Below are 26071 nucleotides of genomic sequence, written 5' to 3' on the forward strand. Positions count from 1 at the left end.
AACTAAGGAGGAAAATACTTTGCTCGCAAACATAAACGTAGAAATAGACTCTAACTATCAAAATGAGAAGAGGTAGAGTAAATCAATGAAGTTTTCAGAGATATTTAAAGAAATTATTTCAATCACACATCAGGATTATGCTGGATGGGATGAAAAAAAAGGATGGAATTTTCCTGAAAGGTATTTGAACGAAATAATAGACTTGGAGAATAAAGAGTTAATCGGTGCGCAAAAATTTAAAGAGATAGTGGATCAATATTTAGTAGCCTTTCAAGATCGACATATGTATTTTGTTCATACTGAATCCCAAGAAGCGAAGTCCAAAACATGCGGTTTTCGTGTAAGACGGTTTGAAAACATTTTGTATGTTATTCAAACAGGAGGGGAAACGAGATTTCCAATTGGTACAAAAATCATTTCAATTGATGGTAAGACGATTGATAGTATTAGTGATTTAGAAAGAAATGCTCTTAGAGAGAGCTATCCCGAAAGAGAAAGTTGGGAATCAATCCTAAATAGAGCTTCAACTATTGAGATTGTTAATGAGTCCGATGAAAGTACAAGTTTACTTGTGAATAAGTATGACTCAATACCGTTAGATTCAATTCATACATTTGAGAATATAGAAGAAGATACATTATTACTGACACTGTCTAATTTCGAAAATACAGATGAAGTTGTAAGGGTTATTGATGAACTTACAGTAAAACTTAAAGAGTGCAGGAATTTAATTATTGATATACGTCAAAACTATGGTGGAAATGCAAATTCAATTTCATCTTTATTTCCTTTTATTTTTCCAGTGGGAGAAGAACCAAATGCTAAGCCAAAGCCAAGGGAATTTAATTGTACAGCTCGAAATTCCGATTTATTCATTAAGTTATGTGAAGATACAAGAAAGATAACGAACGATAAAGCTACACTTTCAATGCTTGAATTTGCTGAAAAGCAATTTCGGACATTTCGAGGCCAGGGATTCGTCCGATTTGACTTTTCTAACTATTTGGAAGAATTCAAGAAAGAGTTTGTTGGGAATGCGCATCCTAATAATGTCATCATACTGACAGATTGTTATACGGCTAGTGCTGCTGAAGAATTTGTGGCTGTCTGCAAGCAATCCTCCAAAGTAACGGTCATCGGACGAGCGACAAGGGGTGTCAATGATTATAGCGACTTATTGGCGGTGACTTGGAATAATGAATATACATTCTACTATCCAATTTCTAGACTTGAAACTAAAACAGAATTCCATGAAATACATGGTAAAGGGATTCAACCAGACATTTACATTCCATGGACTCCAGAGCATTTACAAAAGGATACCGAATTAGAAACTGCGTTAGAATTAATGGTTGTACAGAATAGATAATTTGAAAGTCGAAAATTACTATTCAGGACTCTTATAGGCAAGTGATTTGGATAATTTGTAGTTCTACTTGTTGTATAGGGAGCGATTCTTCAGGCGGGAGGAATGAATTGAAAAAAATAAGACTGTTTATTACTCTACTGGCTGTTTTGTTAATTGCTTCGGGGTGTTTGGCTGAAATGAGAGGGCAAAAAATAACGATTCAAAAACGAAATAGTGAAGATGAAATTTTTGAAGACTTCAAAGAAGTTACGCAAAGAAAACAGGTTCGAAAAGCGATAGAAATAGTGGAAAATGCTAATTGGGAAATTGAAAAAGTTGAAAGTACTGGCTACGCTGACTACCAATTTCAATTTCCGTTCAAGAGTAACAACGAAGACAAAATAGCGTCTTATTTACTATGGATCACACCGAATGGTGAAAACTTAGAGATTAGTACCGAAAGCGATAGATATGTGAAATTAACAAATCAAGATTCAGCAAATCTTTATGAGATTTTAACAGGAGAAGAATTAAGAAAATAATTAATAGTATTTATGAACCGTCACCTTTGCTTATTCAGTAGAGGTTTTTTGCGCTTTTCTTAATATGACCGATGCTCGATTCCTCTACAAATAAGTATCCGTATGGTAAATTTAGTACACTGCAAGTAAAAGGAGTTACAGGTATATGAATGACTTTTTTGAACGAAAAAAGAAAGAATTGAATATAGATTTGAACGATGTGCAAAAGAAAGCGGTACTGCAAACAGAAGGACCGCTTCTTCTATTGGCATGTCCGGGATCCGGGAAAACGACGACGATGATTATGCGAATCGGCTATTTAATTGAAGAAAAAAAGGTCAACTCGAAACGGATTAAAGCGATTACGTTCAGCCGGGCATCCGCGCGGGATATGACAGAGCGATTCACACGATTTTTCCCCGAAAGTGCGCGGGTCGACTTTTCCACTATACACAGTTTAGCGTTCACGATTGCGCGAACGTATCTAGAAAAAAGCGGTACGACGTATGAACTGATCGAAGGCAGCGGGACAGGGCGCCAGTCGGTCAACAAATCCTTTTTATTAAAAGGACTTTATAAAGAAGTATTGAAGGAAGAGTGCACGGATGACGAACTTTCGTCACTTTCAACGTTCATCAGTTCAATTAAAAATAGATTAATTCCGCTTGGAAAATGGGAAGAGCTTAAAGGGCCTGTCGACAAGGCGGGACGCATTGCTAGAAGGTATGAAAAATATAAAACACGGACAAGCGGTCATCTTCTACTCGACTTCGATGATATGCTGACGATTGCGGAGCAGGCGCTTCGGGAAGATGAACAGCTAAGTGAGGAGTACCGTAACCGTTACGACTATCTCCTGACAGACGAAAGCCAAGATACGTCACTTGTGCAGCATAAGATCGTTGAGCATCTTGTAGCGCATCATGGCAATCTATGCGTAGTCGCGGATGATGATCAGTCCATCTATACGTGGCGCGGAGCTGAACCAGATTATCTGCTGGATTTTAAACGTGTCTATCCAGACGCTCAAGTGCTGATGATGGAACGCAACTATCGTTCGTCAAAAGAAATTGTGGAGATGTCCTCGAAATTCATCAAACGCAATAAAAAGCGCTATCCAAAAGACATGCATACGCAAAATGGCAAGATGGAGCCAATCAACATTAAACAGCTCAATAATCCGAAACAACAGCTTGAATATGTAACCTATGAACTGCTAAGCGAAAAGAATTTGAATGAGATTGCCATATTGTTCAGGAATAACTCATCTTCGACAATGTTCGTGAGCGAATTGCACAGGCGGGGCATTCCATTTTATATGAAGGATGCAGACGATAAGTTTTTTTCTCATTGGATTGTAGAGGATATCCTTAATTTCATGCGACTCAGTTTCAATACAGAACGCAAAGATATATTCGCAAAAATCATTATGAAAATGAATGCATTCATCTCGCGCAGCATGCTGACAACGTTTGAAAATAACGATATACAAGGAAATGTTTTTAGTACATTCATCCGAACGGTCGAATTGAAAGATAGTCAGATCAAAAAGCTGACTGACTATAAACTTGCATACGACAGGATTCCTGATATGCGTCCTGCACAAGTGATAAAGCTAGTGCGGAATGAACTAGGCTATGAGGCAGCACTAAAAAGCAGAGCTGAGAAATTCGGCTACCGGTTCGATAGCCTCCTTAGCATTTTAGATACGCTCGAAGGAATTGCATCGCAACTTAAGACGATGGTTGAATTTGCGAACAGATTGAAAGAACTTGAACAAGCAGTGCAAAATGCAAAATTCAATGCACCTGAAAATGCGGTGACGTTATCGACATTCCACAGTGCCAAAGGGCTTGAATTCCGGCGTGTGTTCATGATCGATTTGCTGAAAGGGGTCATTCCCTCCGAGGAAGATGAAGGCGACGAGGCGATGCTCGAAGAAGCGCGAAGGCTCTTCTATGTTGGTATTACACGTGCGAAAAACCGTCTTGAATTGCTGTCATACGGTCTAGATGAAGGAAAACCGAAAGAAGATTCAAGGTTTTTAAATGAAGTTCGTGGACTCCTTTTAAAACCGGGGGAAGCGAAAAAAGAGCAGAAACCGGTGAAAGTGACGAAAGCATCGATTGAATTAAATCCCAATGGCATCCAAGATAGTGGTGAACTAGAAGTCGGAACAGCGGTCAAGCATCGTGTCTTTGGCCAAGGTGAAATAATCCGGCACGACGGTGATGAAATTCATATTCAATTCGGTAAAATCGAGAAAAGACTTGATCTTGAAACGGTTATTTCTCTAAGATTGCTTGAGAAAGTTGCCATATGAAAAAGCTCTTATGGATTGGTGTAGCAGGGGCTGCAGGTGCGATTATGCGAGTGGCAATTGGTCATTTAGTTTTTGATGACTCGGGGTTTCCTTATTCTACGCTAGCCGTAAATATAGTGGGAACGTTTTTGTTATGTTTCATAGTGGCAGGAGCTTTTCGTAAACTAGCAGCGTATAACGAAGTGCAAGATATTGTGACGACAGGTTTTTTAGGCTCATTTACAACATTTTCAGCATTAAGCATAGAGACTGTTTTACTTATGGAAAATGATCAGATTATATTGGCTGGATTCTATATCATTTTTAGTGTAATCGGTGGACTTTCTGCCGGCGCGATCGGTTTTCGCCTAGGTAGGAAGCGGGTGCGTACATGACGTTCGTGGATTTAGTGATGGTTGGAATCGGAGGCTTTTTCGGCGCTGTCATTCGGTATTTCATTTCAATGAAATTGAATAAGCGAAATGGTTTTCCAACGGGAACATTACTGGTGAATTTGACAGGGGCCCTGCTCATTGGATTTGTTTTCGGTCTAGAATTGCCTTTATGGACGACATTACTGTTGGCCTCAGGCTTTGCGGGAGCGCTGACGACATTTTCCACGATGAATAAAGAGTTACTCATCATGTGGGAAAATGGCAAGAAAGGGAATGCGATACGCTATCTACTGTTCTTATATGTTTCTGGAATTGTTCTTGCCTTTCTCGGCTATCTAGTGGGAAGCAGTATATACTAATTTTGTCCGTTTGAGTTGAGTCCATTGGGGAATAGAGTAGAAGACTACTAAAATTCCGAATGGAGGAAACGACATTGGACAGTAAACAAAATATTAATGAAAACAGTAAGAGTAAACAACTAGAGACATTCCGTTCGCATGATGCGGACAAAAAGATGACGACGAACCAAGGACTTAAAGTATCAGAGGACGAACATTCCCAGAAGGCAGGATTGCGTGGTCCAACATTAATGGAGGACTTTCATTTCCGTGAAAAAATGACACATTTTGACCATGAACGGATTCCTGAAAGAGTCGTGCATGCAAGAGGCTACGCGGCCCACGGTGAATTTGAATTGTATGAATCGATGAAAGACTATACGAAGGCTGATTTCCTGCAGGAGCCTGGTTCGAAAACACCGGTATTCACCCGGATTTCCACTGTTGCCGGTAGTAAAGGGTCAGCAGAAACAGTCCGCGATGTACGCGGGTTTGCGGTGAAATTCTATACCGAAGAAGGGAACTATGATTTAGTCGGTAATAATATACCGGTGTTCTTCATCCAGGATGCCATCAAATTCCCTGATCTTATCCATGCAGTAAAGCCTGAACCGCATAACGAAATGCCACAGGCGGCTTCTGCACATGATACGTTTTGGGATTTTGTCGTAAGCAATCAGGAATCTGCACATATGATCATGTGGCATATGTCCGATCGAACGATTCCACGCAGTTTTAGGATGATGGAAGGATTCGGGGTTCATACATACCGGTTGGTGAACGCTGAAGGGAAAGCGCATTTTGTGAAATTCCACTGGAAACCGAGACTCGGCGTTCACTCCCTCGTGTGGGATGAAGCGCAGAAAATCAGCGGAAAAGATCCTGACTTCCATCGCCGGGACCTGTGGGAGTCCATTGAAAAAGGAGATTTCGTCGAATTTGAATTCGGTGTCCAATTGATTGAAGAAAAAGATGAGTTCATGTTTGATTTTGATATCCTAGATCCGACCAAGATATGGCCGGAAGAAAAAGTGCCCGTCAAAATCATCGGGAAGATGACATTGAATCGCAATGTGGATAATGTATTTGCCGAAACAGAACAAGTCGCATTTCATCCAGGAAATGTCGTGCCGGGGATCGATTTTTCAAATGATCCTTTGCTGCAGGGCCGCTTGTTTTCGTATACGGATACGCAACTCATCCGCCTTGGTGGACCGAACTTCCATGAGCTGCCGATTAACCGCCCAGTATGTCCGATCCATAACAATCAGCGTGATGGCTACGGCAGACAGACAATCAATGTGGGACAGGTCAGCTACCATAAAAATTCTTTGGCTAACAATACACCGACGACATCTACTGAAGACGAAGGCGGTTTCGTCCATAACCAAGAAAAAGTGGAGGGACGCAAAATTCAAGCGCGCAGTGAATCATTCAATGATCACTTCTCGCAAGCACGTCTATTCTGGAACAGTATGACACTGCCGGAAAAAAAGCATATTGTCGATGCGTTCAGTTTTGAAGTCGGTAAAGTGAAAGATAAAAACGTCAAACAGCAAGTGGTGGATATGTTTGTCAATGTCGACAAAGGGTTGGCAACCGCTATTGCTGAAGCGGTCGGCGTCAATCACCCCGAGGGCAAGGAATCAGAAGTGACCGAATCGTCACCAGCTCTTAGCCAAGAATTAACGGCGAAATCGCCCGCTACACGCAAAATTGCCATTCTCATTGGTGAAAAGTTTAATGGCGGTGAAGTGGAAGCGGTTGTCAAAGCCTGCCTGGATGCGGGGATGACAGTTGATATTGTCGGCGAGAAGTTCGGATTGGTTTATGGCGAAGATAAATTGGCAGTCGAAGTGACGGAAACATTCCTCACTGTCCATTCCGTTTTGTATGATGGACTATACGTCGTCGGAGGCGACGCGGAAAATCCAAGGAAACTTAAGAAAGATATCGTCAATTTTATCAACGAAGCTTTTCAGCATTACAAACCAATAGGCATCGCCACGACTGGCCAGCCTTTCTTCGAGGCATCAGACGCGGAAGTTGGTCCAGGTATCGTACTGGCGGGTGCAGCGAATTTCAACAGCGAGTTCATAGCCGCAGTCGCTGCACACCGGCATTGGGAACGTAAAATCTATTGATGGATTGAAAGTGAAGCAGTCGTCACTTATGTGGCGGCTGTTTTCATTTGGCTACAGAACTGATAACATAGGAATGTTACAACTAATGAACTAGTAAAAGGATGACGGATACATGAAGCAAAACAAAAAGAATACTAGCACCTTACTGAAAAAACCGGCGAGTATCGTCAGTATCGGTGTCGTCTTGCTCGCGTTGATTGTGTACAATATTTTCTTTCCTGAACAGGAAGCAGAACCGAGCCGAGCAGGTCTAATCCCAGTCGAACTTGTGAAAACGATTGACGGCGATACAATTAAAATTAGGTATGAAGGCAAAGAACAAAATGTTCGTTATTTACTCATTGATACACCGGAAACGAATCATCCGCGTCTCGGAAAGCAGCCATTCGGAGAGAAGGCAAAAGAGCGCAATCGAGAGCTCATGAACAGCGGGAAACTCGAGATTGAATTTGACATAGGCGGAAAAACAGATAAGTATGACAGACTCCTTGCCTATATTTACATTGATGGTGTAAGTGTCCAAGAGAAACTTTTGGAAGAAGGGCTTGCCCGCGTTGCGTATGTGTATCCGCCGAACACGAGGCATCTCGATGCATACAAGGAAGCGGAAGAGAAAGCGAAAAAGGCGGGAATCGGTATCTGGACACTTGAAGACTATGCGACAGAGCGCGGATTTGACAGTGACACATATGCCGAAAAAGAGACGACGACAAAGCCCGTATCGGGTGCTAAGGAATCATTCAAAAACTGTACGGAACTGCGCAAGAAATATCCAAATGGTGTGAAAAAAGGGCATCCTGCTTACTCTGAAAAAATGGATGGCAATAAGGATGGGTTTGCGTGTGAACGTTGACACTTAGAGAAGAGAAAGAAAATACTCATTTTTCTGTGTTTCGTAAAGTACTTGACATGCCGAGTGAACATGATAAGATTCAAATCAATTACTTTTGCGCAAAAGCTAATCGTTATAATTGAATAGATTTGAGAGATGGTCCAGTAATCATATTGTGAGCAGCAGCAAGAGACTGAATGGAAGGTGAGAATTCAGGCAGCGATATGGATGAAGTACGCCATCCGATTTTCTCAACAACTAATGAAGTGGATGGCCAGTCCAGAACTGGTCCATCAATTAGGGTGGTAACGCGGAGAGCTCCTTCGTCCCTTTCCAAGGGATTGAAGGGGCTTTTTTGTATTCATTTTTTGTCTAACTCCATTTGCCGAAGCTGTGTGAGTGACTGTCACCAACTACTTAAGATTGCTGTACAAATCAAACCACCCACATTTAGCTTAAAACCAATCAAATTTTAGAATGCATGGAAAGTAGATTGCGATAAAGAAAGATTTCGCTCACTCAAAAAAATCAAGTCGTATCATCAACGAAAAGGGGATGGAGAAAATGAAAAAGGAACTATCTTTTGTAATGTCAATTATCCCAATATTCGCGTTAGTTACAGCGGCAGCTTCGTCCATTTTCATTTGGGAGGCCGGGATGCATATTCCATTAATGACTGGGGTGATTGTTGCCGCTGTCATTGCGAAAGTTTGTGGTTGGAGTTGGCATGAAGTAGAAAAAATGATGGTTAATGGGGTATCCCGGGCATTGCCTGCTGTTTTTATTTTACTTATCATCGGAATCATTGTTGGAACTTGGATTGCAAGTGGCGTTATCCCAACGATGATTTACTATGGATTATCGATTATTGAACCTACACTGTTTATACCGCTTGTTGCACTAATTACTGGAATTATATCGATTACTTTAGGAAGTTCGTTTACTTCAATTGCGACAGTTGGACTTGCTTTTATGGCGATTGGAGAAGGACTTGGTTTTGCTCCAGGGCTTGTTGCGGGAGCCGTCATTTCAGGCGCCTATTTTGGCGATAAATTATCGCCGTTTTCCGATACGACAAACATCGCACCTGCCATGGCGGAAACGGATTTGTTTAGTCATATTAAACACATGCTTTGGGACACGATTCCTGCATTTGTCATTTCAATTATTCTGTATTGGTTCGTGGGGAATTCAGCTGTAGCTTACAATACTGCAGATACGAGTGAAATTGACTTGATTATCAAAGGGCTGGAAAGTGTCTTTGTCATTCATCCACTGCTATTACTCATGCCGGTGTTCACGATATTCTTAATGATGAAACGCATACCCGCGATTCCAGCGTTAACAATTGTAGGTCTTCTAGGTGCGGTACTTGCAGTCCTTGTTCAAGGAGTTTCCACTTCCTCGATTGTTCAAGTGATGACGAGTGGATTTTCGGTAGATTCAGGTGTGGCTACAGTGGATTCATTGCTTAATCGTGGGGGTCTCATGTCCATGCTAGCTACAATCGGTCTGTTAGTCATCGCGACATCCCTAGGGGGAATCCTAGAAGAAACCGGCTCCTTTGAAGTGTTAACGAGAAGAATGATGGAGAATGTACGCTCAACTGGAACATTGATTAGCTCGACAATCTTATCAACTTTTGTCGTAGCTTTTGCAAGTGGTGCACAATTTTTAGCGATTATTTTACCGGCAAGAACATTTGTCAAAACGTATAAACAGATGGGAATTGACACAAAAAATCTTTCAAGATGTGTTGAAGCAGCAGGTACAGTAGGAATTAACCTTGTCCCATGGAGTGTTCCTGTCGTTTTCGCAGTAAGTATACTTGGCGTTAGTCCGGGTGAATTCATCCCATACGCTTTCTTCGCATTTCTCGTTCCACTCATCAATATCATTTTTGGATTCACAGGTTGGACCATTACTAAGAAAAACTATAATGATGATAGTGAAATAAAGAATAAAGGGGAAATACAATTATGAGCAAAGTCATTTTACATGTGTTAGGAACAGCACAAGATGCTGGCCTTCCACATCCGAATTGTTTTTGTAAAAACTGTGCGGAGGCAATTGGCAATCCAGAGTATAGGCGCTCTGCGGCGTCATTAGCAATTGTGCTACCTGAAGAGAAGGCTTGGCATTTGATTGACGCAACACCAGACTTAAAAGAGCAAATGGCAGGTGTACAAATCAAACACAATATGCAAGGTCAGCTAATGGCGAGCATTTTTTTAACTCATGCTCATTTAGGTCATTACCCAGGGTTATTGTTTTTAGGAAAAGAAGCGATTGGTGCAAATAAGGTACCTGTAATGGCAGGCCCGAAAATGAAGAAAATGTTAGAAGAACAAGCACCTTGGAGCCAACTATCAAAACTTCGCAATATTGACCTACAAGAAATTAGTGATGGACAAACAATTGTCGTTTCACCCCATGCCACCGTCATACCCGTTAATGTCCCTCACAGAAATGAATTTTCTGAGACATTTGCTTTTTGGATTAAAGGGACGAAGAAGAAAGTTCTTTACATACCGGATATCGATCGTTGGGAACAATGGGATAAAGATATTTACAAAGCGTGCGAAGAAGCGGACATATGCTTACTTGATGGTACATTCCATTCGGCTGAAGATCTTGAACAGATTGGCCGTGATTATCGGGAAATTCCTCACCCGCTCATGGTAGAAACAATGGATCGATTACAAGATTTAGTTGAAAAGACTGAGATTTATTTCATTCACCTCAATCACTCGAATCCCGCCATCGATTCGGATAAAACGATTCGTAAAGAGATTGAAATGAAGGGCTTTCATCTTGCGGAGGAAGGCATGGAGTTTGTTTTGTGATAAAAGGTGCTGGAAATAGTGGCAGTTGAACGCAAGACGTATTCGGATGAAAAGTAGAAGATGAACTCGTCTTAATGGTGGAAAAGTGAGAAATTTAAGACTTAATAATAACTTGACTTACAACTGTAACGTGATAAGATTCAAATCAATTACTTTTGTGCAAAAGATAATCATTAAAATTAAATAGATTTGAGAGATGGTCCAGTAAACATATTGTGTGCAGCAACAAGAGACTGAATGGTGGGTGAGAATTCAGGCAGCAATATGTATGAAGTACGCCATCCGATTTTCTCAACAACTAATGAAGTGGATGGCCAGTCCAGAACTGGTCCATCAATTAGGGTGGTAACGCGGAGAGCTTCTTCGTCCCTTTCCAAGGGATTGAAGGGGCTTTTTTGTATTCCAAAAATAGGTTTATACGTTTTCAACCATCGAGGAGGATTTCACCATGTTTCGAATAAAGGAAGTTATTTCACCCACATTCATAGAGGCGTTAGCACTTGTAGCGTCAATTGTAACGATAATAAGTGTCAGTATCATAAAATTTAAGTCGGTTCCGCATCTGCCGATTTTATTTTCCATATTGTTATTGATTTGCTATGGTCTGGTCAAAAAAGTATCTTACCGTAAACTTGAAGGCGGTTTAGTGCAAGGCGCGGGGGCCGGTATGAGTGCTGTATTCCTATTTTTCTTCATTGGGATATTAATCAGCAGCTGGATGATGAGCGGGACGATACCGACGTTAATTTACGCAGGCTTTAATCTGATAACACCTTCATTTTTCTTCGCAATCGTATTTGTTGTCACTGCAATTGTTGGTGTTTCAATCGGCAGTTCGTTAACGACGGTTGCAACGGTTGGTGTTGCATTTATCGGCATGGCTTCTGTGCTTGATTTGCCAATGGCGATAACAGCCGGTGCAATTGTTTCGGGGGCATTTTTCGGGGATAAGATGTCTCCACTCTCGGATACGACAAATTTGGCATCATCAATCGTCGGCGTCGATTTGTTTGAACATATCCGGAATATGGGCTGGACGACGATTCCCGCCTTTGTTATATCACTAGGTATCTTCGGTGTACTTTCCCCCAGTGTCACAGTAACTGAAGTCGATAAAATTTCCTTTTTCAAGGAAGGGCTTTTGGGAACAGGAATGATTCATTGGTATACGATAATTCCGTTAGTTGTGCTCTTCATTTTAACGATAATGAAAGTACCTGCGCTAATGACATTGGCGTTAAGCTCTATCAGTGCTGTTGGTATATCATTTTTACATCAAAGCTATAGTGTAACAGAAGTGTTCAACATATTATTCAGTGGTTTTGTTTCAACGACAGGGATTGAGGACATTGATGCGCTACTCACGCGTGGCGGTATGGAAAGTATGATGTTTACAGTCGGTTTAGTATTGCTTGCACTCAGTATGGGCGGGTTACTATTCACACTAGGAATTGTCCAAACACTGTTGTCGAAAGTCGAAAAACTTTTGAAGAAAGCTTCCTCGGTGATCGCGGCTTCTGCACTAACTGCGATAGGTATCAATGTATTGATTGGCGAACAGTATTTGTCGATTTTATTGACAGGACAATCTTTTCAATCACAATATGAAAAGGTGGGCCTCGCCGGCAAAAACTTAAGTAGAGTGATGGAGGATGCAGGAACAGTCGTGAACCCGTTAGTGCCATGGAGTGTCTGCGGTATCTTCATCACGGGTGTATTAGGTGTCTCGACAGTGGAATACTTGCCATTTGCATTCTTTTGCCTGTTATCTCCGGTGTTAACGGTATTGTTCGGATTTACTGGGAAGACACTGACGTATACTGCAGATAAGAAGTGATGGGAATTGAAAGTACGATTTGTATAGGAGCACGCCTTTTTTAGGTAGTGCTCTTTTTGTTTGAAAATGAATCATTTGCTTGAAACTATTCTATAGGTTATCGGTTTAATCATGTTTCTCCAACACGAATCGTCATCCAGTAATTTGAGAATGACTATGTATGTAAGTCATCTGTAGAGAGGGCTCGTATGTCCATGAAACCAGGTCAATTATTATTCTTAATAACTTTTACTTCTATTGGGATTAGCTGGTTGTAATGAAGCTTATAAAGGAAATCCAATTCCAAAAGACTTTCTTGGAAGTAGTGCTGCAGATATTTTTGTCCTGGACAGCATCGTCTATTCGAACGCACAGGATATAGAATGGGTAAATGAGTTAACGTATGCCTTGGGTGAGCAAGTTGGAAAAGTAACAAAACAAACCGACATAGCAGCGGAATTTAAAAGTGGTACCGCTAACAAGTTACCTGTAGGAACAAAAATCTATGAAACAGACACTCCCGTATACATTGTAATAGTGGGCGGTAAGGAGATACCTTATATAGGAATGTATGAAGGGTAGTTTGAGGAATTCCGTTATTCGTCAGCATTTTGTTTACTTTGGACAATCCTCAATTAAAAGCTATTGAAAGCGGAAAGAGTTATGAAGAAAAGGCATAATCCCAAATTGTAAAGCGTACTATCTTATAAAGAATCCAGAAAATGAATTCATTTGTAGGTCAAAAAATGAAAAAAACTTATTACTAGTAGGGCTAGATAAAGGGAGGAGTGGTGACGTACCGCTTGTCTTTCCTAATTATTCAGCCCGTTTTCAACATGTTCTAGAGGTTGCAAAAATAACTTCAAAGGGGTGTATGGCGTGGGTTTACTATTGTATTTAATTATCGGTGGCATCATCGGTTGGTTAGCAGGGTTAATAGCCGGAAAAGATATGCCGGGCGGAGTCATAGGTAATGTAATTGCTGGTATCATTGGTGCATGGATCGGCAGTAGGTTGCTAGGGAATTGGGGTCCGAAATTGGCTGAGTTTTATATCGTCCCGGCCATTATTGGCGCACTTATTTTCGTGATTATTGTGAGTTTTATTATGAAGTCCATGCGTACGAGATATTAATTCTTTAAAATGATTGGTTATATTCAAGCGATTCAATGGTAAAGGGAATAGGAAAACGCTGACTAGTTAAGAAGCTCAGCGTTTTTTTATCGTTCAGAGAAAATGTGTTTCATGTGCAAGTAATGAATATATTTCAAAATCCATTATTTCAAAGAAAACTTTTTGCTGTAATTCGTCGCTTCTTTCAGCGCTTTTTCCTCTGTGGGAATCCGCACGGACATCATCCAAACATTCAGCAACGAGAAAATAATAGCAGTGAAATAAGCACTGAATAGTATGGGAAGAACCAGCAGTTCAGTCGCCACGATTACATAATTCGGGTGACGCACCCACTTATAAGGGCCTTTGCGTACAACATCCGCCCCTGGAAGAATGATGATTTTAGTATTCCAATACTTTCCTAGTGAAGTAAGACACCAAATCCGTGCCGCTTGTGCGGTTAAAAAAATAGCGAGAAATAAAATCCACACTGGAGATAGCGCTCTTTCGAACAGAAAGACCTCTGCAAGAAGGACAATGAAAAACGCTATATGCATAGAAACCATGACGGGATAGTGTGCGGCACCCGCTTCGTAAGCACCTTGGCCGCGCATCCACTTCTCATTGCGCTTCGCGACGATGAGTTCAATGAGACGCTGCAAGATAACGATTGAAATGACAATGGAAAACACCATCTATTAAACACCTCATTCCCATTTCAATAACAGCAGTTCACCGCAAAATCCCGGCCCTAATGCAGCCATCAGTCCATAATCACCAGCTGCAGGTTCACTCTGCATGAACTTCTCCAGAACGTAAAGAATCGTAGGGGACGACATATTCCCGTTGTGACGAAGGACGTCGCGTGAAATATCTGTTTTAGCCGGATCAAACCCTAGCGCCGTCTCATAGGCTTCAAGCACTTTTTTACCACCGGGATGCGCGACGAAATGTGTAATAGCATCTTTTGTCAGTCCTTGTTCACCTAGAAATTCATGGACAAATGGACCAAGCCAATTTGTAATGACGGCGGGAATACTTTTTGAAAAGACGACGTAGAGTCCAGTGTTTTTCACATCCCAGCCCATTACATTCTCAGAATCCGGCATCAGTTTTGAAGTAGTAGCAATAACACTAGGCATCGCTTTTTTTACCCTCACCGATGATTTATCACCAGAAACTAACGCACATGCAATACCATCGGAAAACAATGATACGCCTACCAGATTACTTTTTGAATAGTCGTCTTTTTGAAATGTAAGGCTGCATAATTCTGCGGATAGAACGAGGACATTTGCCTCGGGAAATGCAAGACAATATTCATACGCCCTGCTAATTCCGGCGGCACCTCCAGCACATCCGAGCCCCCAGATTGGAATACGTTTCGTATTATCACGAAAAGGAATTTTGTTCATAATACGTGCTTCAATACTTGGTGTTGAAATTCCACTGCTTGAAATGAAAAAGATAGCGTCGATCATAGACGGTTCAATCGGCGCGTCAAGCATTCCTTCCCCTTGAAGGCACGTCAGTATGGCTTGTACACCGAAGTCGACTGTATGATGGATGTATAAATCATTCCGCTCCGCGAAGTCATGTGCTTTGCCGTACCATTCAAGCGGCATGCATACATTGCGTGTCTCGATGTCGCCATTTTGAAAGACTTTCAAAAGTCGCTCAATATCTTTATATTTCTTGCTGAAAAGTGAACGGGTCAATTCCACTGCTTGTTGCTGTTTCACTTCATGAGGTGGTTTGAATGTACTTACAGAAAGAATTTTCGGCATAGGCTACCTCCAGCTTCATTTATATACTACACATAACCTAAATATGAATATACCAAACGCAGATACTGAGCATGCCCACCATATAAACAGTATAATTCATGTAAAATGGAGGGAATGATGATAGGGGGATCGTATATGTCCATCAAATTAAGTATTTTAGATCAATCACCGATTTCTGAGGGCAGTAACGCAATGGAATCATTAAAACATACAGCCCAACTCGCGCAAAAGGCCGAGGAATGGGGCTATACTCGGTTCTGGGTTTCCGAACACCACGACGCAACGACACTTGCCGGTTCGTCTCCTGAAATACTCATCTCACATCTTGCATCTGTTACATCTACAATCCGTATTGGATCCGGCGGTGTCATGTTGCCTCATTACTCCGCCTATAAAGTCGCCGAAAATTTCAAACTGCTTGAAGCACTTTTTCCTGGACGGATTGACGCAGGAGTTGGCCGTGCGCCGGGTGGAATGCCGCGGGCTACATATGCCTTGCATGACGGGAACTACCGGGATGTCAATAAATTTCCGGCTCAAGTAGATGACTTGCTCATGTATTTGAATGATACAATGCCAGCGGATCATCCTTATCAGGGATTAAAAGCGACACCTGTCCTTGAAGAGGCGCCGCCGGTCTGGATGCTGGGCTCGAGCCAAAGTTCCGCCCTTCTTGCCGCAGAAAAAGGGCTGCCGTATATGTTTGCGCAGTTCATCAACGGAGAAGGCGGCCAAACGTATGCGAACCATTACCATACAAGGTTCCAGCAATCTGCTTATTTACAAACGCCGAAGCAGGCAGTCGCTGTATTTTTCGCTTGCGCGGAAACGGAAGAAGAAGCGGAACGGATTATTTCGTCACTTGATTTGACCATGGTCATGCTTGAACAAGGAATGCCCTCAACAGGAACGCCTTCGCCCGAAAAGGCACAGGCTTACCCATACAGTCATTATGAACAATTGCGAGTGCTAGAAAATCGCAAACGGATGATTGTTGGTACACCAAAAATAGTACGGGCAGAAATCGAAAAGATTGCAGAAGAGTACAATGCGGATGAAGTAATGCTCGTCATGATTGCTTACGATTTCCAAGACAAGCTGAAATCCTATGAATTGATTGCCAAAGAAATGTTATCCTGAAAAATTGACTACCCTTCAACTTACGCATAACTTGTACAAAAGATGACAAACTGATAAAAAATCTATCAATAACCGTACAGTTTTCGTTTTGCTAGAGTAATTTTATGTAACGACATAGATTAGCGCTGTCTTCGGACGGTGCTTTTATTTTGTTTGAAAGAAATAAATTTAATTTCGAAGGAACTTTTAGTAGGGTTAACTACTCTAATTGGTAAAGAAGGATATAGGAAGGGGAGACTGCATTTGCGGTCACATCGATTTCGGATTCTAAATGATTGAAAAACATATATATCTTTTTGAAAATGGTATGGGCAATTGTGGTAGTGTAGTAGTAATAAAGGGGGTTCAAGTTATGAGTTTATTGGTATTTTTCCCCTTCTTAATTTATTGGGGAATTATAATATTTGGTATTTATGCAGTTCTTACTATTTTAAAGTCAGCGAAACAAAGAAATGAATATCTGAAAGAAATACGGGATGAATTGAAGAAAAAGGTATAGATTGTTGATAATGTAAGGAATACCTAAATGGAAGCTATTTACATTAAAAGGCTATATTGCGGCATTGATTGCATAGGAATTAGTTGTAGGATTGCTATTGTACTTATTGTGTTTTTTCTTCAAGCGTAATAAAGAAAAGGGTAAAGTCCATTCAAATACAAAACAACCGTGTAATAGAACTTTGAGAAGAAATAAGAGATAAAAATAACGATAACCATAAAACGCGGAACTTCATTGTTCAGCGTTTTTTTGCATGGTCGTTTGTAAAATGAGTTTATGATGCAGTCAGACCAACAAAAAAGAGCTCAACCGATTATGGTTTAGAGCTCGCCCTCTATTGTTAGTTTGGCTTTTGCCTGTAATTCAAGCGATATCGCCAGGCTTTTTCCCTACAACTCTACAAGCTGTGTACACAGCTTCTTCAAACTCTCTTCGAATTTCAAATCACTTTCTTTAGAACGCTTTTTGGGCCCGCGTAATCGACCGCCGGCCATTCGAACTTTCTGAGCAGTATGACGGGCATACAACAGCTGGTCAATGTTCTCCTCCGTATAAAGTCGTCCGTTTTGATCGATAGGATGGCCTTTTTTTGCAAGCACCATAGCGGCCAAACCGTAATCCTGTGTAACGACAATATCATCTTTCTGTACGCGATTCACAAGCACAAAGTCGACTGCATCTGCTCCTTTCGAGACGATGATTGTTTCTGCTCCATCCCGATGCATTTCATGTGTCGTATCACAGATAAGAATGCAACGAAAACCGAAAGTCCCTGCTATTCGGATTGTTTCTTTCACAACCGGACACGCATCTGCATCAATTAGAATTGTCGTCATCAAGCAGCACTCCTTTACCTTTATTATGTCAAACTTGATGAATAAAGAACCCATATTATATTACTCATTGTTGATACTTGGAGAAGTCAATTTAAAAACCGATGTACCTACAATTTCAGCAACGTTAAGAAGTCGTTCCTTGCTTATTTTCTCAATTGTGTCTTCTGGTGTATGATACCACTCTTCAACTGGATCATATATGAACAACGCTGCGTCGATTCCTGCATTATGAAACGGTGTGTGATCGCTTCTGTCTCCGAAGTCAGTCTCGATTGATTTACCATTCAGAACTTTATTTGCTCTGCTCGCAGCTTTTGTAACGGTATTATCAGCTCCGTCTATTGTTTGGATGGATAATTCGCCCGCATCGGCACTGCCCACCATATCCAAGTTAAACATGGCGATAGATTGTTTGATTTCTTTTTTCGTAAGTGCACTTACATACTTTTCCGATCCGTATAATCCTTCTTCTTCTGCGCCGAAAAATAAGAATCGGATTTCTTTATTTGTTGGAACCACTTTGAATATCCTTGCCAGTTCAAGGACAACTGCTGTACCGCTCGCATTGTCACTTGCACCGGGTGCTTCATCAACAGAGTCATAATGAGCGCCGATTAGTATGATATCATCATTCGATTCTGTAGAGGATTGTTTAGTAGCAATCAAGTTTTGTGATGTTGCCTTTTCAATACGGGCACCTTCAATTGAGACTGCAGCATTGGCGGATTTTACGGATTTTACAAAATCGAGAAGCTTCCTTCCTTCTTCGTAGGTAAGAGCAAGTGCTGGAATGAATTCCTCATATCGCTCTCTGCCAAGAGACCATTTATCAATTTCCGATTCATCAGGAAAATAGAGTAAAATCGCTTTTGCACCAGCATCCGAAGCGGATAAAACGAGTTCGTAAAAGGGGGTGTCAGCAACAGCGACAAGCGCAACTTTGTCTTTGACATCAAGCTTTTTGTAATCGGCTTTCAATCCATGTCCCGCGTCGACCAATTCTCCAGTGGCGTTCCCGGCAACCGAATATTGAAAGGGGGCAGGGGAGAGAGGACTGTCAAATCCTTCAACGACAAGGCTGTGCGAATCGGGCATCACATATCTCTCGAAATCAAATGGTTGAACATCTACTTTGTAACCAGTCATTTTGAGTTGAGCGGTCAAAAAGGCGGCTGCCTGTAGTTCAGAATCAGTTCCCGCTACACGGGGTTCCTTCGTTAGTTTTTTTAGTGAAGCATAAATGTTTTCAACATCTAGTTCATTAATAAAGTCCGTTTGTTCCTGAGCGAATTCAGGATTTTCTACAATCGAATCTTTCGATGAACAAGCTGTCATAGTAATAGATAGTACTAATAGTAACGAGAACAGCAGTCTTTTATAAGTCACGAGAATCCTCCATTCCAATTATGGAAATTATACCATGGCCGTGTGGTTTCTTTAACGCCAAAAAGGGGAATAGTTGTTGAAAAGCTTTTTTTAGAAAAGGAGCAAATAATATGTTCGACAAACCCGAAAATGCACGATTGACAAAGGAAGAGTCGGAGAAGTACGGGCGTGATATCAATGCAAGAAGTGCACAGTATGAAAATGTTGAGATAGAAAGTGAAAAAGTTGCACTAACTGTCGATCAAGTCCCGCCTCCACTTACAGAAGAAGAAATTAGGCAACGCGTTGGGGAGCAAAATTTTAAAAACATGAACGACGACAAGACATCCAGTTCCATAAATAGTTGAATGAGGATGCTACGCTATCCTCATTTTTTTCTGCCAATGAAGGAAAACGTTAAGTAAATGACGAAACGTATAAGGATAACAAACACATCGGAGGGGCTGTACATGTTTAATTCAATTGAAGAATTCCTTACCAATTGGGATCATGAAAGCGAATCAACCCAAAAAATCCTTGACACGTTAACAGATGAATCATTATCTCAAGAAGTCTCGCCTAAAGATCGCACGCTTGGCAGAATTGCATGGCATATCGTTACAACCCTTGATGAGATGGTGTCGCGAACAGGACTCGATTTCAAAGCGACTCCCCATGATGCGCCTGTTCCAGAAAAAGCTTCTGAAATTGCGGAAGCATACCGTTCTTCAAACAATACGATGGTCGCCGCAATTAAAGAACAGTGGAATGAAGAAACTTTGAATGAATTAAAGGAAATGTACGGGGAGCAATGGTCAGTCGCCACAATTCTAAGTATATTAACATCACACCAAACGCATCACCGTGGACAGATGACTGTACTCATGAGACAAGCGGGTTTGAGTGTACCCGGCGTCTATGGACCGTCGCGTGAAGAGTGGGCATTGTTCGGTGAGGAAGCACCGAAAGTTTAATGACATACAAAAGCAGATCAGACACCAGTGAATCGGTGAATGATCTGCTTTATTATTTTTTATCAAAGAGTAGATTATAAACGGTGGAAGGCGATTATATAATGGAGCTAAGCTATCATATAACCCTAGGTAGACCGATCATATAACTCCGTTAAGCGATCATATAGAAGCGCCAACCGATCATATAGCCACGCGGACCGATCATATAGCCACGTGGACCGATCATATAGCCATGCGGACCGATCATATAACCACGTGGACCGATCATATAGCCATGCGGACCGATCATATAACCACGTGGACCGATCACAAATAGCCACGCGGACCGATCATATAGCCACGTGGACCGATCATATAGCCATGCGGACCGATCATATAACCACGTGGAGCGATCATATAGCCATGCGGACCGATCATATAACCACGCGTACCAATCATAAAACCACACCAACCGATCATATCACTGACATACATACCAAATTCAACTAACGGTAATCCGCCCATTATCCGACTTCAATCGAATCGTATGTTCTCCGGCACCGATGACCGTCCGTGAATTGCGGTCTCCAAAAATGTCGACTTTACCGTGGCCCGTCTTCGCATGAATGGAAACATTTTTAGGCTCAATACTAGATTGGATAACGATGCTTCCGTTATCAGTTTGTAAATCGATATTACGATCCAGACTATCCGTCTGTAGTGTAATTCGTCCATTATCCGTACTGCCGACGATGGATCCGGATACATGCTCAAGCTCGATTCGACCGTTATCAGACTCAACTGCAATGCTGTCCGCATCGACATGACGCATTTCAATGCGCCCGTTATCAGTTTTTGTTCGTAAAAGATCGGCTTGCACCTTATCAATTTCGATTCGACCATTATCTGTTTCAGCAGTCAACGTCGTGGCAGCAATCTCTCTTAATTGGATCTTTCCGTTGTCGGTGTTCGCACCGATTTTTTTCCCGAGCAGTTTCTCCGCGGAAATTCTCCCATTATCCGTTTTCATCGCAATTGATTGGTATAACTTCGTTGGAATAAACACGTTTAGTGTCACCGCTTTCATATTAAAATTGAACATGAATAACCAGTGGCGTAAATTTTTAAGTCGAACGAACAACGTATCGCCTACAACTTCCGCAGTCAGTTGCAATTTTTCATTCGATCCAATCAATTCAACTGTCGTTATCGAATTATCAGAAGGTCTCACAAAAAGGGCACCATGCTGGACGTTGATATCGATAGTTGTAAATCGATCATCTTCGATTGTAATGACTTCATTCGAGGATTGCACATCCACTTCTTTATTCACAAATGAATAGGAAGTGAGCAATTCGTTAGCAATACTTTCGGGAGACCCGAGAGAAGTAGCAATCTCACTTTCTGATTTTCCATCCTCACGACCGTTAATAAAATACTCCTGAATATCTTTAATGATATCGTTGCGTTCCTCAGCAGGTAGTTTTTTCAAAGCAGTTTCAAGTTCACCTATAAATTGATTTTCAGTCATTCCGTACACCCTCCTCGATTAATGTATTTACACCATTCGTGAAATTCTTCCACTCCTCTAACTGCTCGTATAGATACTCGCGACCGGCATCCGTCAGTTTATAATATTTACGAGGAGGCCCTTCCGTTGATTCCTGCAAATATGTCGTAAAATAACCTTCTTTTGTTAACCGCCGAAGTAAGGGATAAACCGATCCTTCGGAAATTGAAATTTGATCCGAAATTTTTTGCACAAGTTCATAGCCGTACCGATCTTGCTTGTCGAGCAGGACAAGTACACATAAGTTCAGCACACCTTTTTTGAATTGTACATTCATGTAAGATAAACTCCTTTCACTATTAGTTAATGAATAGTACTACCTTATGGAATGTACTAACTGACAATAATATAGCATATGGTATTGTTCATTGCAAGGTACTGTTCTAAAAAGAAAGTTATGATTACTATCAACTGATAGTAGTGAATACAAAAAGACGCTGTAGGTAGTCACAGCGTCTTTTTGTATCACAAACCCTCTTTTTAGAGATGTGAAAACACAAATCTCGAATTTTCAACACGACTGATTCACTTTGTTAATCCCAATGTAAAGTCTATACGATCGGAAAACTGTGGAAAATCTATTAGGGGATTCCTATTTTTTTGAATGTCGAAAATAGCCTTGTTGCGGTGCTTTTCATAAGTCGATACTTTATAATCAGTATGCCATTTGAACAACAGCTCAAGCTCCTTACTACTATAGCGACTGATTTCTTGAGGATATCTTAATATAAAATACAATGTCGCTCTGGCAACCTCGCCTTTACCGCTTTCAGGTTCAAACTTACTGTTTTCGTATTTTCCGCATTGCGTTTTGATTACCTTCGCCTTCATTTCAGGAGAATAGTCAACGAAATCATGATAAGGATGATTGGATCTCAATGAATTGCATTCTTTTTCACATGTAAAAAGATGATGTAAATCACCTCGCATCGGATTATGCTTGTCAAACCATGATTGTGGAACTACGTGCTCGCAATTATATATATGTTCGCTTTCAATGGTTGCTATCGCTTCTTGTATTTTAACCTCGTTTTTCGGGTTGCTTTTTAACAGTCTGTCATACGCTTCCTTTCTTTTTTGCTCTGTTTCGTAATCTTCTTTCATAACTTGCTCAGGGTTCTTTTCTTTTCCCGAGTATATGCTTTTTAAGTTCCCGCCAATCTGAAGGTCGACTATGGAATATAAATAGTTTCTAGTTTTGGAATTGTAAGCAAGACGATTTACATGTGTTTTAGTAACTAACTGATTCAATTGCATAAAAAGTTCATCTTTGCTCGATTCATTAAAATGAATGGCCTCATAATAGTTTAAGATTATAAGCTGATCCTTTTCCCAGTCATAATACTTTTTTTCATCTTCTAGTCTTTCTTTATTAAATTCCAATTCTGCTAGTGATGTTTTTACACTTGTATTTTTTCTGATTAAGTATTCCAATATAGTTCCTCCCTCTTGATTTCTTTTATAATTGCATTCGAGTATACGACTAAAGGTATCGTGAAGAGAAAAAATATTTTAATTCGACATTTTCATTGTTCATTTTACTTAAATTCGGGTATTATATAATAAGAAAGTAGCATACTGTAGGAAAGACCGCCGGTGCTAGAACACCAAACGGTCCTACAATAGACGGTTTCCTGCTAGGGCAATCGCTATAAGAAGAAAATTAACTCACCCTCATAGTTTGTGAGCTCAAGGGTGGGTTATTTTTTTTTATCAAATGACAGCGTTACTATAATTAAGCTTGCAAAAGTACACGCAAACATCAACGCTTCAAAGACTGTCACAGACGCTCCCCTCCTTCCACCGAATCTGTGCTAACCACCCTTGAGCACCCCTATTCTATTGTCCTATTATTATATCATGCATAAGGTTAATCTGGGTTTATATTCCACAAGAGCATGTTGGGAAAAAAACTACTTATTCGTAACCAAACTTTAGGATCACTTTTGTGCTGAAAATCTTAAAAAAAATCCTACAAACTATACTGTTAAAAAGTAATCATAACTGTTAGAATTATCGGACATATAGAAAGGCATCAATATAGCCGTTTAAGCTACATTCCTGAACAAGGGTTGCCAACTATTCCAGAAGACCATCGATATTCTCTTTTGATTGACGGAAAAGGTTGATAAGTTTGCGTTTTTTCTCATTGGTCTCACTTATTTTATTAGTACTGTTGACACAACACAATTAAAAAGGGAGGTAAAAAAATGGAGCACTATGTTCGAGTAATGCCATACCAAGTGATTGAACAGGAAGCAGAGGTAAAAGAAGTGCCCGAGGGTGTTGAATTGATACAGGCACCTAAGATCTGGAGCAAAACGAAGGGAAAAGGGATTACGGTAGCTGTCCTCGATACAGGTTGTGATAGTTCACATCCAGATTTACAAAAACAGATTATAGGCGGTCGGAATTTCACGGATGATGATGGAGGACATCCCGATATATTCAAGGATTATAATGGGCATGGAACTCATGTTGCAGGTACCATTGCTGCCCAGGAAAATGATAATGGGGTAATCGGAGTGGCGCCTGAAGCAAGTTTGCTTATTATAAAGGTATTGAATAAAAATGGCTCCGGACAATATGATTGGATCATCGATGGCATCAATTATGCTATTGAACAAAAAGTAGATATTATCTCCATGTCACTGGGAGGACCAACTGATATTCCAGAACTGTATCAAGCCGTCAAAAAGGCAATCGCTAACAATATCCTCGTAGTTTGTGCGGCGGGGAATGAAGGTGACAATAACGATTCAACTGATGAATTTGCTTTTCCGGGCAGTTATAATGAAGTTATTAGTGTGGGGGCCATTAATTTTGAGCGACGCTCTTCGGAGTTTACCAATTCCCATAATGAAATCGATTTAGTTGCTCCGGGTGAAGGGATTGTTTCTACTTATTTAAACGGGAAATATGCTACTTTAAGTGGGACTTCCATGGCTGCTCCCCATGTTTCTGGGGCGCTAGCTTTAATAAAAAATCTGGCAAACAGCAGTTTTGAACGGAAGCTTTCAGAGTCAGAACTTTACGCTCAACTAATTAAAAGGACTGTACCATTGGGTAATTCTGCAAAGCTCGAAGGAAATGGGCTGATTTATTTAACCGTTCTCGACCATTTGGCCAAAGTATTTGATCAAGAAGTTAAAACAATGGTCATGAATAGGCAGGCAAGCTTCAGCTAAAGGAGTCCCATTCAATTGCGAACATATTATTTTGCACTAACAGTTTTAATCCTTTCAACCTTAGCTATAGAGTGTGGATTCCATAGTGGCGTTATCACGGCAGGTCCTCTAATGGGACACGCTCTTGATAACGCCTTTTTCATTTGTCAAACATCTTTTTAAATTTGAAATGAACGGGTTATTATGGAACGTCTTAGCTCAATTAACTCAGGTGTTTTAAAGCTTCTCGCTTACTCAGAGGTTTTAGTGTATGTCCCTCAACAAATGACATCACGCCGTCTGGATTCGTTTTGGCATATTCCCGCAAGGCCCATCCAATCGCTTTCTGAATGAAAAATTCCTTTGAACTTGAATGTTGTTCAATAATCTCGAATAGCAGATCGGTATCCGTTTCTTGTTTGAATTTCAGTTGATGAAGAATCGCAGATCGATTTGTCCACATATTGTCTGAAAGAGACCACTCCATCATGATTTTTTCGCCGTAACCGCGATCAAGTTTTACAATATGACCTACAAAATGAGGTGCTATCGAATCCACACTATCCCACCACGATTTCGTTTCAATCAACTGAAGTAAAGTTGGAAAATCCTCTGTCGTTAAATGCTTTTTCATCTTCTCGATCAACGCGATGGCCGCATATTGATACTCACGCTCTGGAAGATTATACAGTTTCCATACTTCATCAAAAAATTGTACAGGTTCAGGCAATGCATATTCTTTGAACTGCTCTTTTAGTAATTCCTTACGAAGTGGACTTTTGATGCCGAGAAAAGGGAAGTGGTTTTTTAGATAAGCCTTCATTGGTGCGGCAAGTTCCTTGTTTTGATTCGCTTCAAACTTTTCGATAATGCCTTGATAGTTCCATGCTTTTTTCAACATACTTACCTCCTGAAGGGTTTGATTAAGAAAAGTGTAACATACCTGCATGAATTAACTTTAATGTGTGGGGGGTACTCAGAGCAAGATATTTTCATTGTAATGGACGAAACCTTCCGATAACTTTTACGTATTACATGATAGAGTTAAAAGGAGACTGCTTGTTGTCAGAAAAGAGTTTTCAAACTTGGTGAAACTAAC

Annotated in this window: 26 protein-coding genes and 1 pseudogene; 17 read left to right on the forward strand and 10 right to left on the reverse strand. The window is 40.8% G+C overall.

The window, feature by feature from the left end; genetic code table 11:
* The first annotated feature begins 85 nt into the window (after nt 1-85).
* From MKZ11_RS10230 to MKZ11_RS10285, 12 genes are all read left to right on the forward strand, one after another.
* The gene (locus MKZ11_RS10230; protein WP_340794342.1) at nt 86-1369 is read left to right on the forward strand and encodes a S41 family peptidase; all 1284 of its coding nucleotides are present in this window, start codon (nt 86-88) and stop codon (nt 1367-1369) included.
* A 107-nt stretch (nt 1370-1476) separates the two neighbouring features.
* Complete coding sequence (locus tag MKZ11_RS10235) at nt 1477-1890, forward strand: hypothetical protein (RefSeq protein WP_340794343.1); 414 nt, start codon at nt 1477-1479, stop codon at nt 1888-1890.
* A gap of 145 nt (nt 1891-2035) precedes the next feature.
* A complete protein-coding gene (locus tag MKZ11_RS10240; protein WP_340794344.1) occupies nt 2036-4192 on the forward strand; it encodes an ATP-dependent helicase in 2157 nt (718 codons plus the stop codon).
* Nucleotides 4189-4566, forward strand: a complete 378-nt coding sequence (locus tag MKZ11_RS10245) for a fluoride efflux transporter FluC (protein WP_340794345.1) — start codon at nt 4189-4191, stop codon at nt 4564-4566. The genes MKZ11_RS10240 and MKZ11_RS10245 overlap by 4 nt, the downstream gene beginning before the upstream one ends.
* Nucleotides 4563-4925: a fluoride efflux transporter FluC gene (locus tag MKZ11_RS10250; RefSeq protein ID WP_340794346.1), complete on the forward strand. Its 363-nt coding sequence runs from the start codon at nt 4563-4565 to the stop codon at nt 4923-4925. The genes MKZ11_RS10245 and MKZ11_RS10250 overlap by 4 nt, the downstream gene beginning before the upstream one ends.
* Before the next feature lie 59 nt (nt 4926-4984).
* Nucleotides 4985-7048, forward strand: a complete 2064-nt coding sequence (locus MKZ11_RS10255) for a catalase (RefSeq protein WP_340794347.1) — start codon at nt 4985-4987, stop codon at nt 7046-7048.
* A gap of 112 nt (nt 7049-7160) precedes the next feature.
* Nucleotides 7161-7901 (forward strand): thermonuclease family protein, encoded by a 741-nt coding sequence (locus MKZ11_RS10260; protein WP_340794348.1) that lies wholly within the window; start codon nt 7161-7163, stop codon nt 7899-7901.
* A gap of 543 nt (nt 7902-8444) precedes the next feature.
* Nucleotides 8445-9863 (forward strand): Na+/H+ antiporter NhaC, encoded by a 1419-nt coding sequence (nhaC, locus tag MKZ11_RS10265; protein WP_340794349.1) that lies wholly within the window; start codon nt 8445-8447, stop codon nt 9861-9863.
* Nucleotides 9860-10726, forward strand: coding sequence for an MBL fold metallo-hydrolase (locus MKZ11_RS10270; protein WP_340794350.1), 867 nt, complete (start codon nt 9860-9862; stop codon nt 10724-10726). Before nhaC (MKZ11_RS10265) ends, MKZ11_RS10270 begins: the two co-directional genes overlap by 4 nt.
* Before the next feature lie 448 nt (nt 10727-11174).
* A complete protein-coding gene (gene nhaC, locus MKZ11_RS10275; RefSeq protein ID WP_340794351.1) occupies nt 11175-12563 on the forward strand; it encodes a Na+/H+ antiporter NhaC in 1389 nt (462 codons plus the stop codon).
* 237 nt (nt 12564-12800) lie between these two features.
* On the forward strand, nt 12801-13124 hold the full coding sequence (locus MKZ11_RS10280; RefSeq protein ID WP_340794352.1) for a hypothetical protein: 324 nt from the start codon (nt 12801-12803) through the stop codon (nt 13122-13124).
* A gap of 297 nt (nt 13125-13421) precedes the next feature.
* Nucleotides 13422-13676, forward strand: a complete 255-nt coding sequence (locus MKZ11_RS10285) for a GlsB/YeaQ/YmgE family stress response membrane protein (protein ID WP_340794353.1) — start codon at nt 13422-13424, stop codon at nt 13674-13676.
* Between the two features lie 143 nt (nt 13677-13819).
* On the opposite strand, the gene MKZ11_RS10290 is transcribed toward MKZ11_RS10285, so the two are convergent.
* Together MKZ11_RS10290 and MKZ11_RS10295 are read right to left on the reverse strand one after the other, a co-directional pair.
* A complete protein-coding gene (locus tag MKZ11_RS10290; RefSeq protein ID WP_340794354.1) occupies nt 13820-14350 on the reverse strand; it encodes an isoprenylcysteine carboxyl methyltransferase family protein in 531 nt (176 codons plus the stop codon).
* A gap of 12 nt (nt 14351-14362) precedes the next feature.
* Nucleotides 14363-15442: a type III polyketide synthase gene (locus tag MKZ11_RS10295; protein ID WP_340794355.1), complete on the reverse strand. Its 1080-nt coding sequence runs from the start codon at nt 15440-15442 to the stop codon at nt 14363-14365.
* 135 nt (nt 15443-15577) lie between these two features.
* On the opposite strand from MKZ11_RS10295, the gene MKZ11_RS10300 reads away from it, so the two are divergent.
* Together MKZ11_RS10300 and MKZ11_RS10305 are read left to right on the forward strand one after the other, a co-directional pair.
* Nucleotides 15578-16582 carry an LLM class flavin-dependent oxidoreductase gene (locus tag MKZ11_RS10300; RefSeq protein WP_340794356.1) on the forward strand — a complete coding sequence of 335 codons (1005 nt, stop codon included), beginning with the start codon at nt 15578-15580 and terminating at the stop codon, nt 16580-16582.
* A gap of 271 nt (nt 16583-16853) precedes the next feature.
* Nucleotides 16854-17081, forward strand: a complete 228-nt coding sequence (locus tag MKZ11_RS10305; protein WP_340794357.1) for a hypothetical protein — start codon at nt 16854-16856, stop codon at nt 17079-17081.
* Nucleotides 17082-17470: 389 nt separating this feature from the next.
* Here the strand turns inward: MKZ11_RS10305 and MKZ11_RS10310 are convergent, their stop codons facing one another.
* On the reverse strand, nt 17471-17917 hold the full coding sequence (locus tag MKZ11_RS10310; protein WP_340794358.1) for a YaiI/YqxD family protein: 447 nt from the start codon (nt 17915-17917) through the stop codon (nt 17471-17473).
* Between the two features lie 60 nt (nt 17918-17977).
* The gene (locus tag MKZ11_RS10315; RefSeq protein ID WP_340794359.1) at nt 17978-19303 is read right to left on the reverse strand and encodes a M28 family peptidase; all 1326 of its coding nucleotides are present in this window, start codon (nt 19301-19303) and stop codon (nt 17978-17980) included.
* A 110-nt stretch (nt 19304-19413) separates the two neighbouring features.
* Here MKZ11_RS10315 and MKZ11_RS10320 point away from each other — a divergent pair, with 110 nt between their 5' ends.
* Nucleotides 19414-19650 (forward strand): hypothetical protein, encoded by a 237-nt coding sequence (locus tag MKZ11_RS10320; protein ID WP_340794360.1) that lies wholly within the window; start codon nt 19414-19416, stop codon nt 19648-19650.
* A gap of 102 nt (nt 19651-19752) precedes the next feature.
* Entirely contained in the window at nt 19753-20256 is a 504-nt protein-coding gene (locus MKZ11_RS10325; protein ID WP_340794361.1) for a DinB family protein, read from the forward strand.
* A 151-nt stretch (nt 20257-20407) separates the two neighbouring features.
* Here MKZ11_RS10325 and MKZ11_RS10330 read toward each other — a convergent pair whose 3' ends face one another.
* The 5 genes from MKZ11_RS10330 to MKZ11_RS10350 all read right to left on the reverse strand — a co-directional run bounded on the left by MKZ11_RS10330 (nt 20408) and on the right by MKZ11_RS10350 (nt 23239).
* Entirely contained in the window at nt 20408-20566 is a 159-nt protein-coding gene (locus MKZ11_RS10330; protein ID WP_340794362.1) for a hypothetical protein, read from the reverse strand.
* Nucleotides 20563-20760, reverse strand: a complete 198-nt coding sequence (locus tag MKZ11_RS10335) for a hypothetical protein (RefSeq protein WP_340794363.1) — start codon at nt 20758-20760, stop codon at nt 20563-20565. The genes MKZ11_RS10330 and MKZ11_RS10335 overlap by 4 nt, the downstream gene beginning before the upstream one ends.
* Nucleotides 20738-21766 (reverse strand): DUF4097 family beta strand repeat-containing protein, encoded by a 1029-nt coding sequence (locus tag MKZ11_RS10340; protein ID WP_340794364.1) that lies wholly within the window; start codon nt 21764-21766, stop codon nt 20738-20740. The genes MKZ11_RS10335 and MKZ11_RS10340 overlap by 23 nt, the downstream gene beginning before the upstream one ends.
* Nucleotides 21759-22082: a PadR family transcriptional regulator gene (locus MKZ11_RS10345; protein WP_340794365.1), complete on the reverse strand. Its 324-nt coding sequence runs from the start codon at nt 22080-22082 to the stop codon at nt 21759-21761. Before MKZ11_RS10345 ends, MKZ11_RS10340 begins: the two co-directional genes overlap by 8 nt.
* A gap of 248 nt (nt 22083-22330) precedes the next feature.
* On the reverse strand, nt 22331-23239 hold the full coding sequence (locus tag MKZ11_RS10350) for an endonuclease I family protein (protein ID WP_340794366.1): 909 nt from the start codon (nt 23237-23239) through the stop codon (nt 22331-22333).
* A 776-nt stretch (nt 23240-24015) separates the two neighbouring features.
* Between MKZ11_RS10350 and MKZ11_RS10355 the strand changes: the two genes are divergently transcribed.
* Nucleotides 24016-24993 (forward strand): S8 family peptidase, encoded by a 978-nt coding sequence (locus tag MKZ11_RS10355; RefSeq protein ID WP_340794367.1) that lies wholly within the window; start codon nt 24016-24018, stop codon nt 24991-24993.
* Nucleotides 24994-25195: 202 nt separating this feature from the next.
* Here the strand turns inward: MKZ11_RS10355 and MKZ11_RS10360 are convergent.
* Nucleotides 25196-25851, reverse strand: a pseudogene (locus MKZ11_RS10360) (DNA alkylation repair protein).
* Between the last annotated feature and the right edge of the window lie 220 nt (nt 25852-26071).

The sequence above is a fragment of the Sporosarcina sp. FSL K6-1508 genome, from assembly GCF_038007465.1.
Lineage (GTDB): Bacteria > Bacillota > Bacilli > Bacillales_A > Planococcaceae > Sporosarcina > Sporosarcina psychrophila_B.

Bases quoted from the DNA above. Each gene is read 5' to 3' on its own strand.
- MKZ11_RS10230 (WP_340794342.1), top strand. From the start codon at position 86: ATGAAGTTTTCAGAGATATTTAAAGAAATTATTTCAATCACACATCAG.
- MKZ11_RS10240 (WP_340794344.1), top strand. From the start codon at position 2,036: ATGAATGACTTTTTTGAACGAAAAAAGAAAGAATTGAATATAGATTTG.
- MKZ11_RS10245 (WP_340794345.1), top strand. From the start codon at position 4,189: ATGAAAAAGCTCTTATGGATTGGTGTAGCAGGGGCTGCAGGTGCGATT.
- MKZ11_RS10250 (WP_340794346.1), top strand. From the start codon at position 4,563: ATGACGTTCGTGGATTTAGTGATGGTTGGAATCGGAGGCTTTTTCGGC.
- MKZ11_RS10255 (WP_340794347.1), top strand. From the start codon at position 4,985: ATGGAGGAAACGACATTGGACAGTAAACAAAATATTAATGAAAACAGT.
- MKZ11_RS10260 (WP_340794348.1), top strand. From the start codon at position 7,161: ATGAAGCAAAACAAAAAGAATACTAGCACCTTACTGAAAAAACCGGCG.
- nhaC (WP_340794349.1), top strand. From the start codon at position 8,445: ATGAAAAAGGAACTATCTTTTGTAATGTCAATTATCCCAATATTCGCG.
- MKZ11_RS10270 (WP_340794350.1), top strand. From the start codon at position 9,860: ATGAGCAAAGTCATTTTACATGTGTTAGGAACAGCACAAGATGCTGGC.
- nhaC (WP_340794351.1), top strand. From the start codon at position 11,175: ATGTTTCGAATAAAGGAAGTTATTTCACCCACATTCATAGAGGCGTTA.
- MKZ11_RS10290 (WP_340794354.1), bottom strand. From the start codon at position 14,350: ATGGTGTTTTCCATTGTCATTTCAATCGTTATCTTGCAGCGTCTCATT.
- MKZ11_RS10295 (WP_340794355.1), bottom strand. From the start codon at position 15,442: ATGCCGAAAATTCTTTCTGTAAGTACATTCAAACCACCTCATGAAGTG.
- MKZ11_RS10300 (WP_340794356.1), top strand. From the start codon at position 15,578: ATGTCCATCAAATTAAGTATTTTAGATCAATCACCGATTTCTGAGGGC.
- MKZ11_RS10305 (WP_340794357.1), top strand. From the start codon at position 16,854: ATGATTGAAAAACATATATATCTTTTTGAAAATGGTATGGGCAATTGT.
- MKZ11_RS10310 (WP_340794358.1), bottom strand. From the start codon at position 17,917: ATGACGACAATTCTAATTGATGCAGATGCGTGTCCGGTTGTGAAAGAA.
- MKZ11_RS10320 (WP_340794360.1), top strand. From the start codon at position 19,414: ATGTTCGACAAACCCGAAAATGCACGATTGACAAAGGAAGAGTCGGAG.
- MKZ11_RS10325 (WP_340794361.1), top strand. From the start codon at position 19,753: ATGTTTAATTCAATTGAAGAATTCCTTACCAATTGGGATCATGAAAGC.
- MKZ11_RS10335 (WP_340794363.1), bottom strand. From the start codon at position 20,760: ATGGGCGGATTACCGTTAGTTGAATTTGGTATGTATGTCAGTGATATG.
- MKZ11_RS10340 (WP_340794364.1), bottom strand. From the start codon at position 21,766: ATGACTGAAAATCAATTTATAGGTGAACTTGAAACTGCTTTGAAAAAA.
- MKZ11_RS10345 (WP_340794365.1), bottom strand. From the start codon at position 22,082: ATGAATGTACAATTCAAAAAAGGTGTGCTGAACTTATGTGTACTTGTC.
- MKZ11_RS10355 (WP_340794367.1), top strand. From the start codon at position 24,016: ATGGAGCACTATGTTCGAGTAATGCCATACCAAGTGATTGAACAGGAA.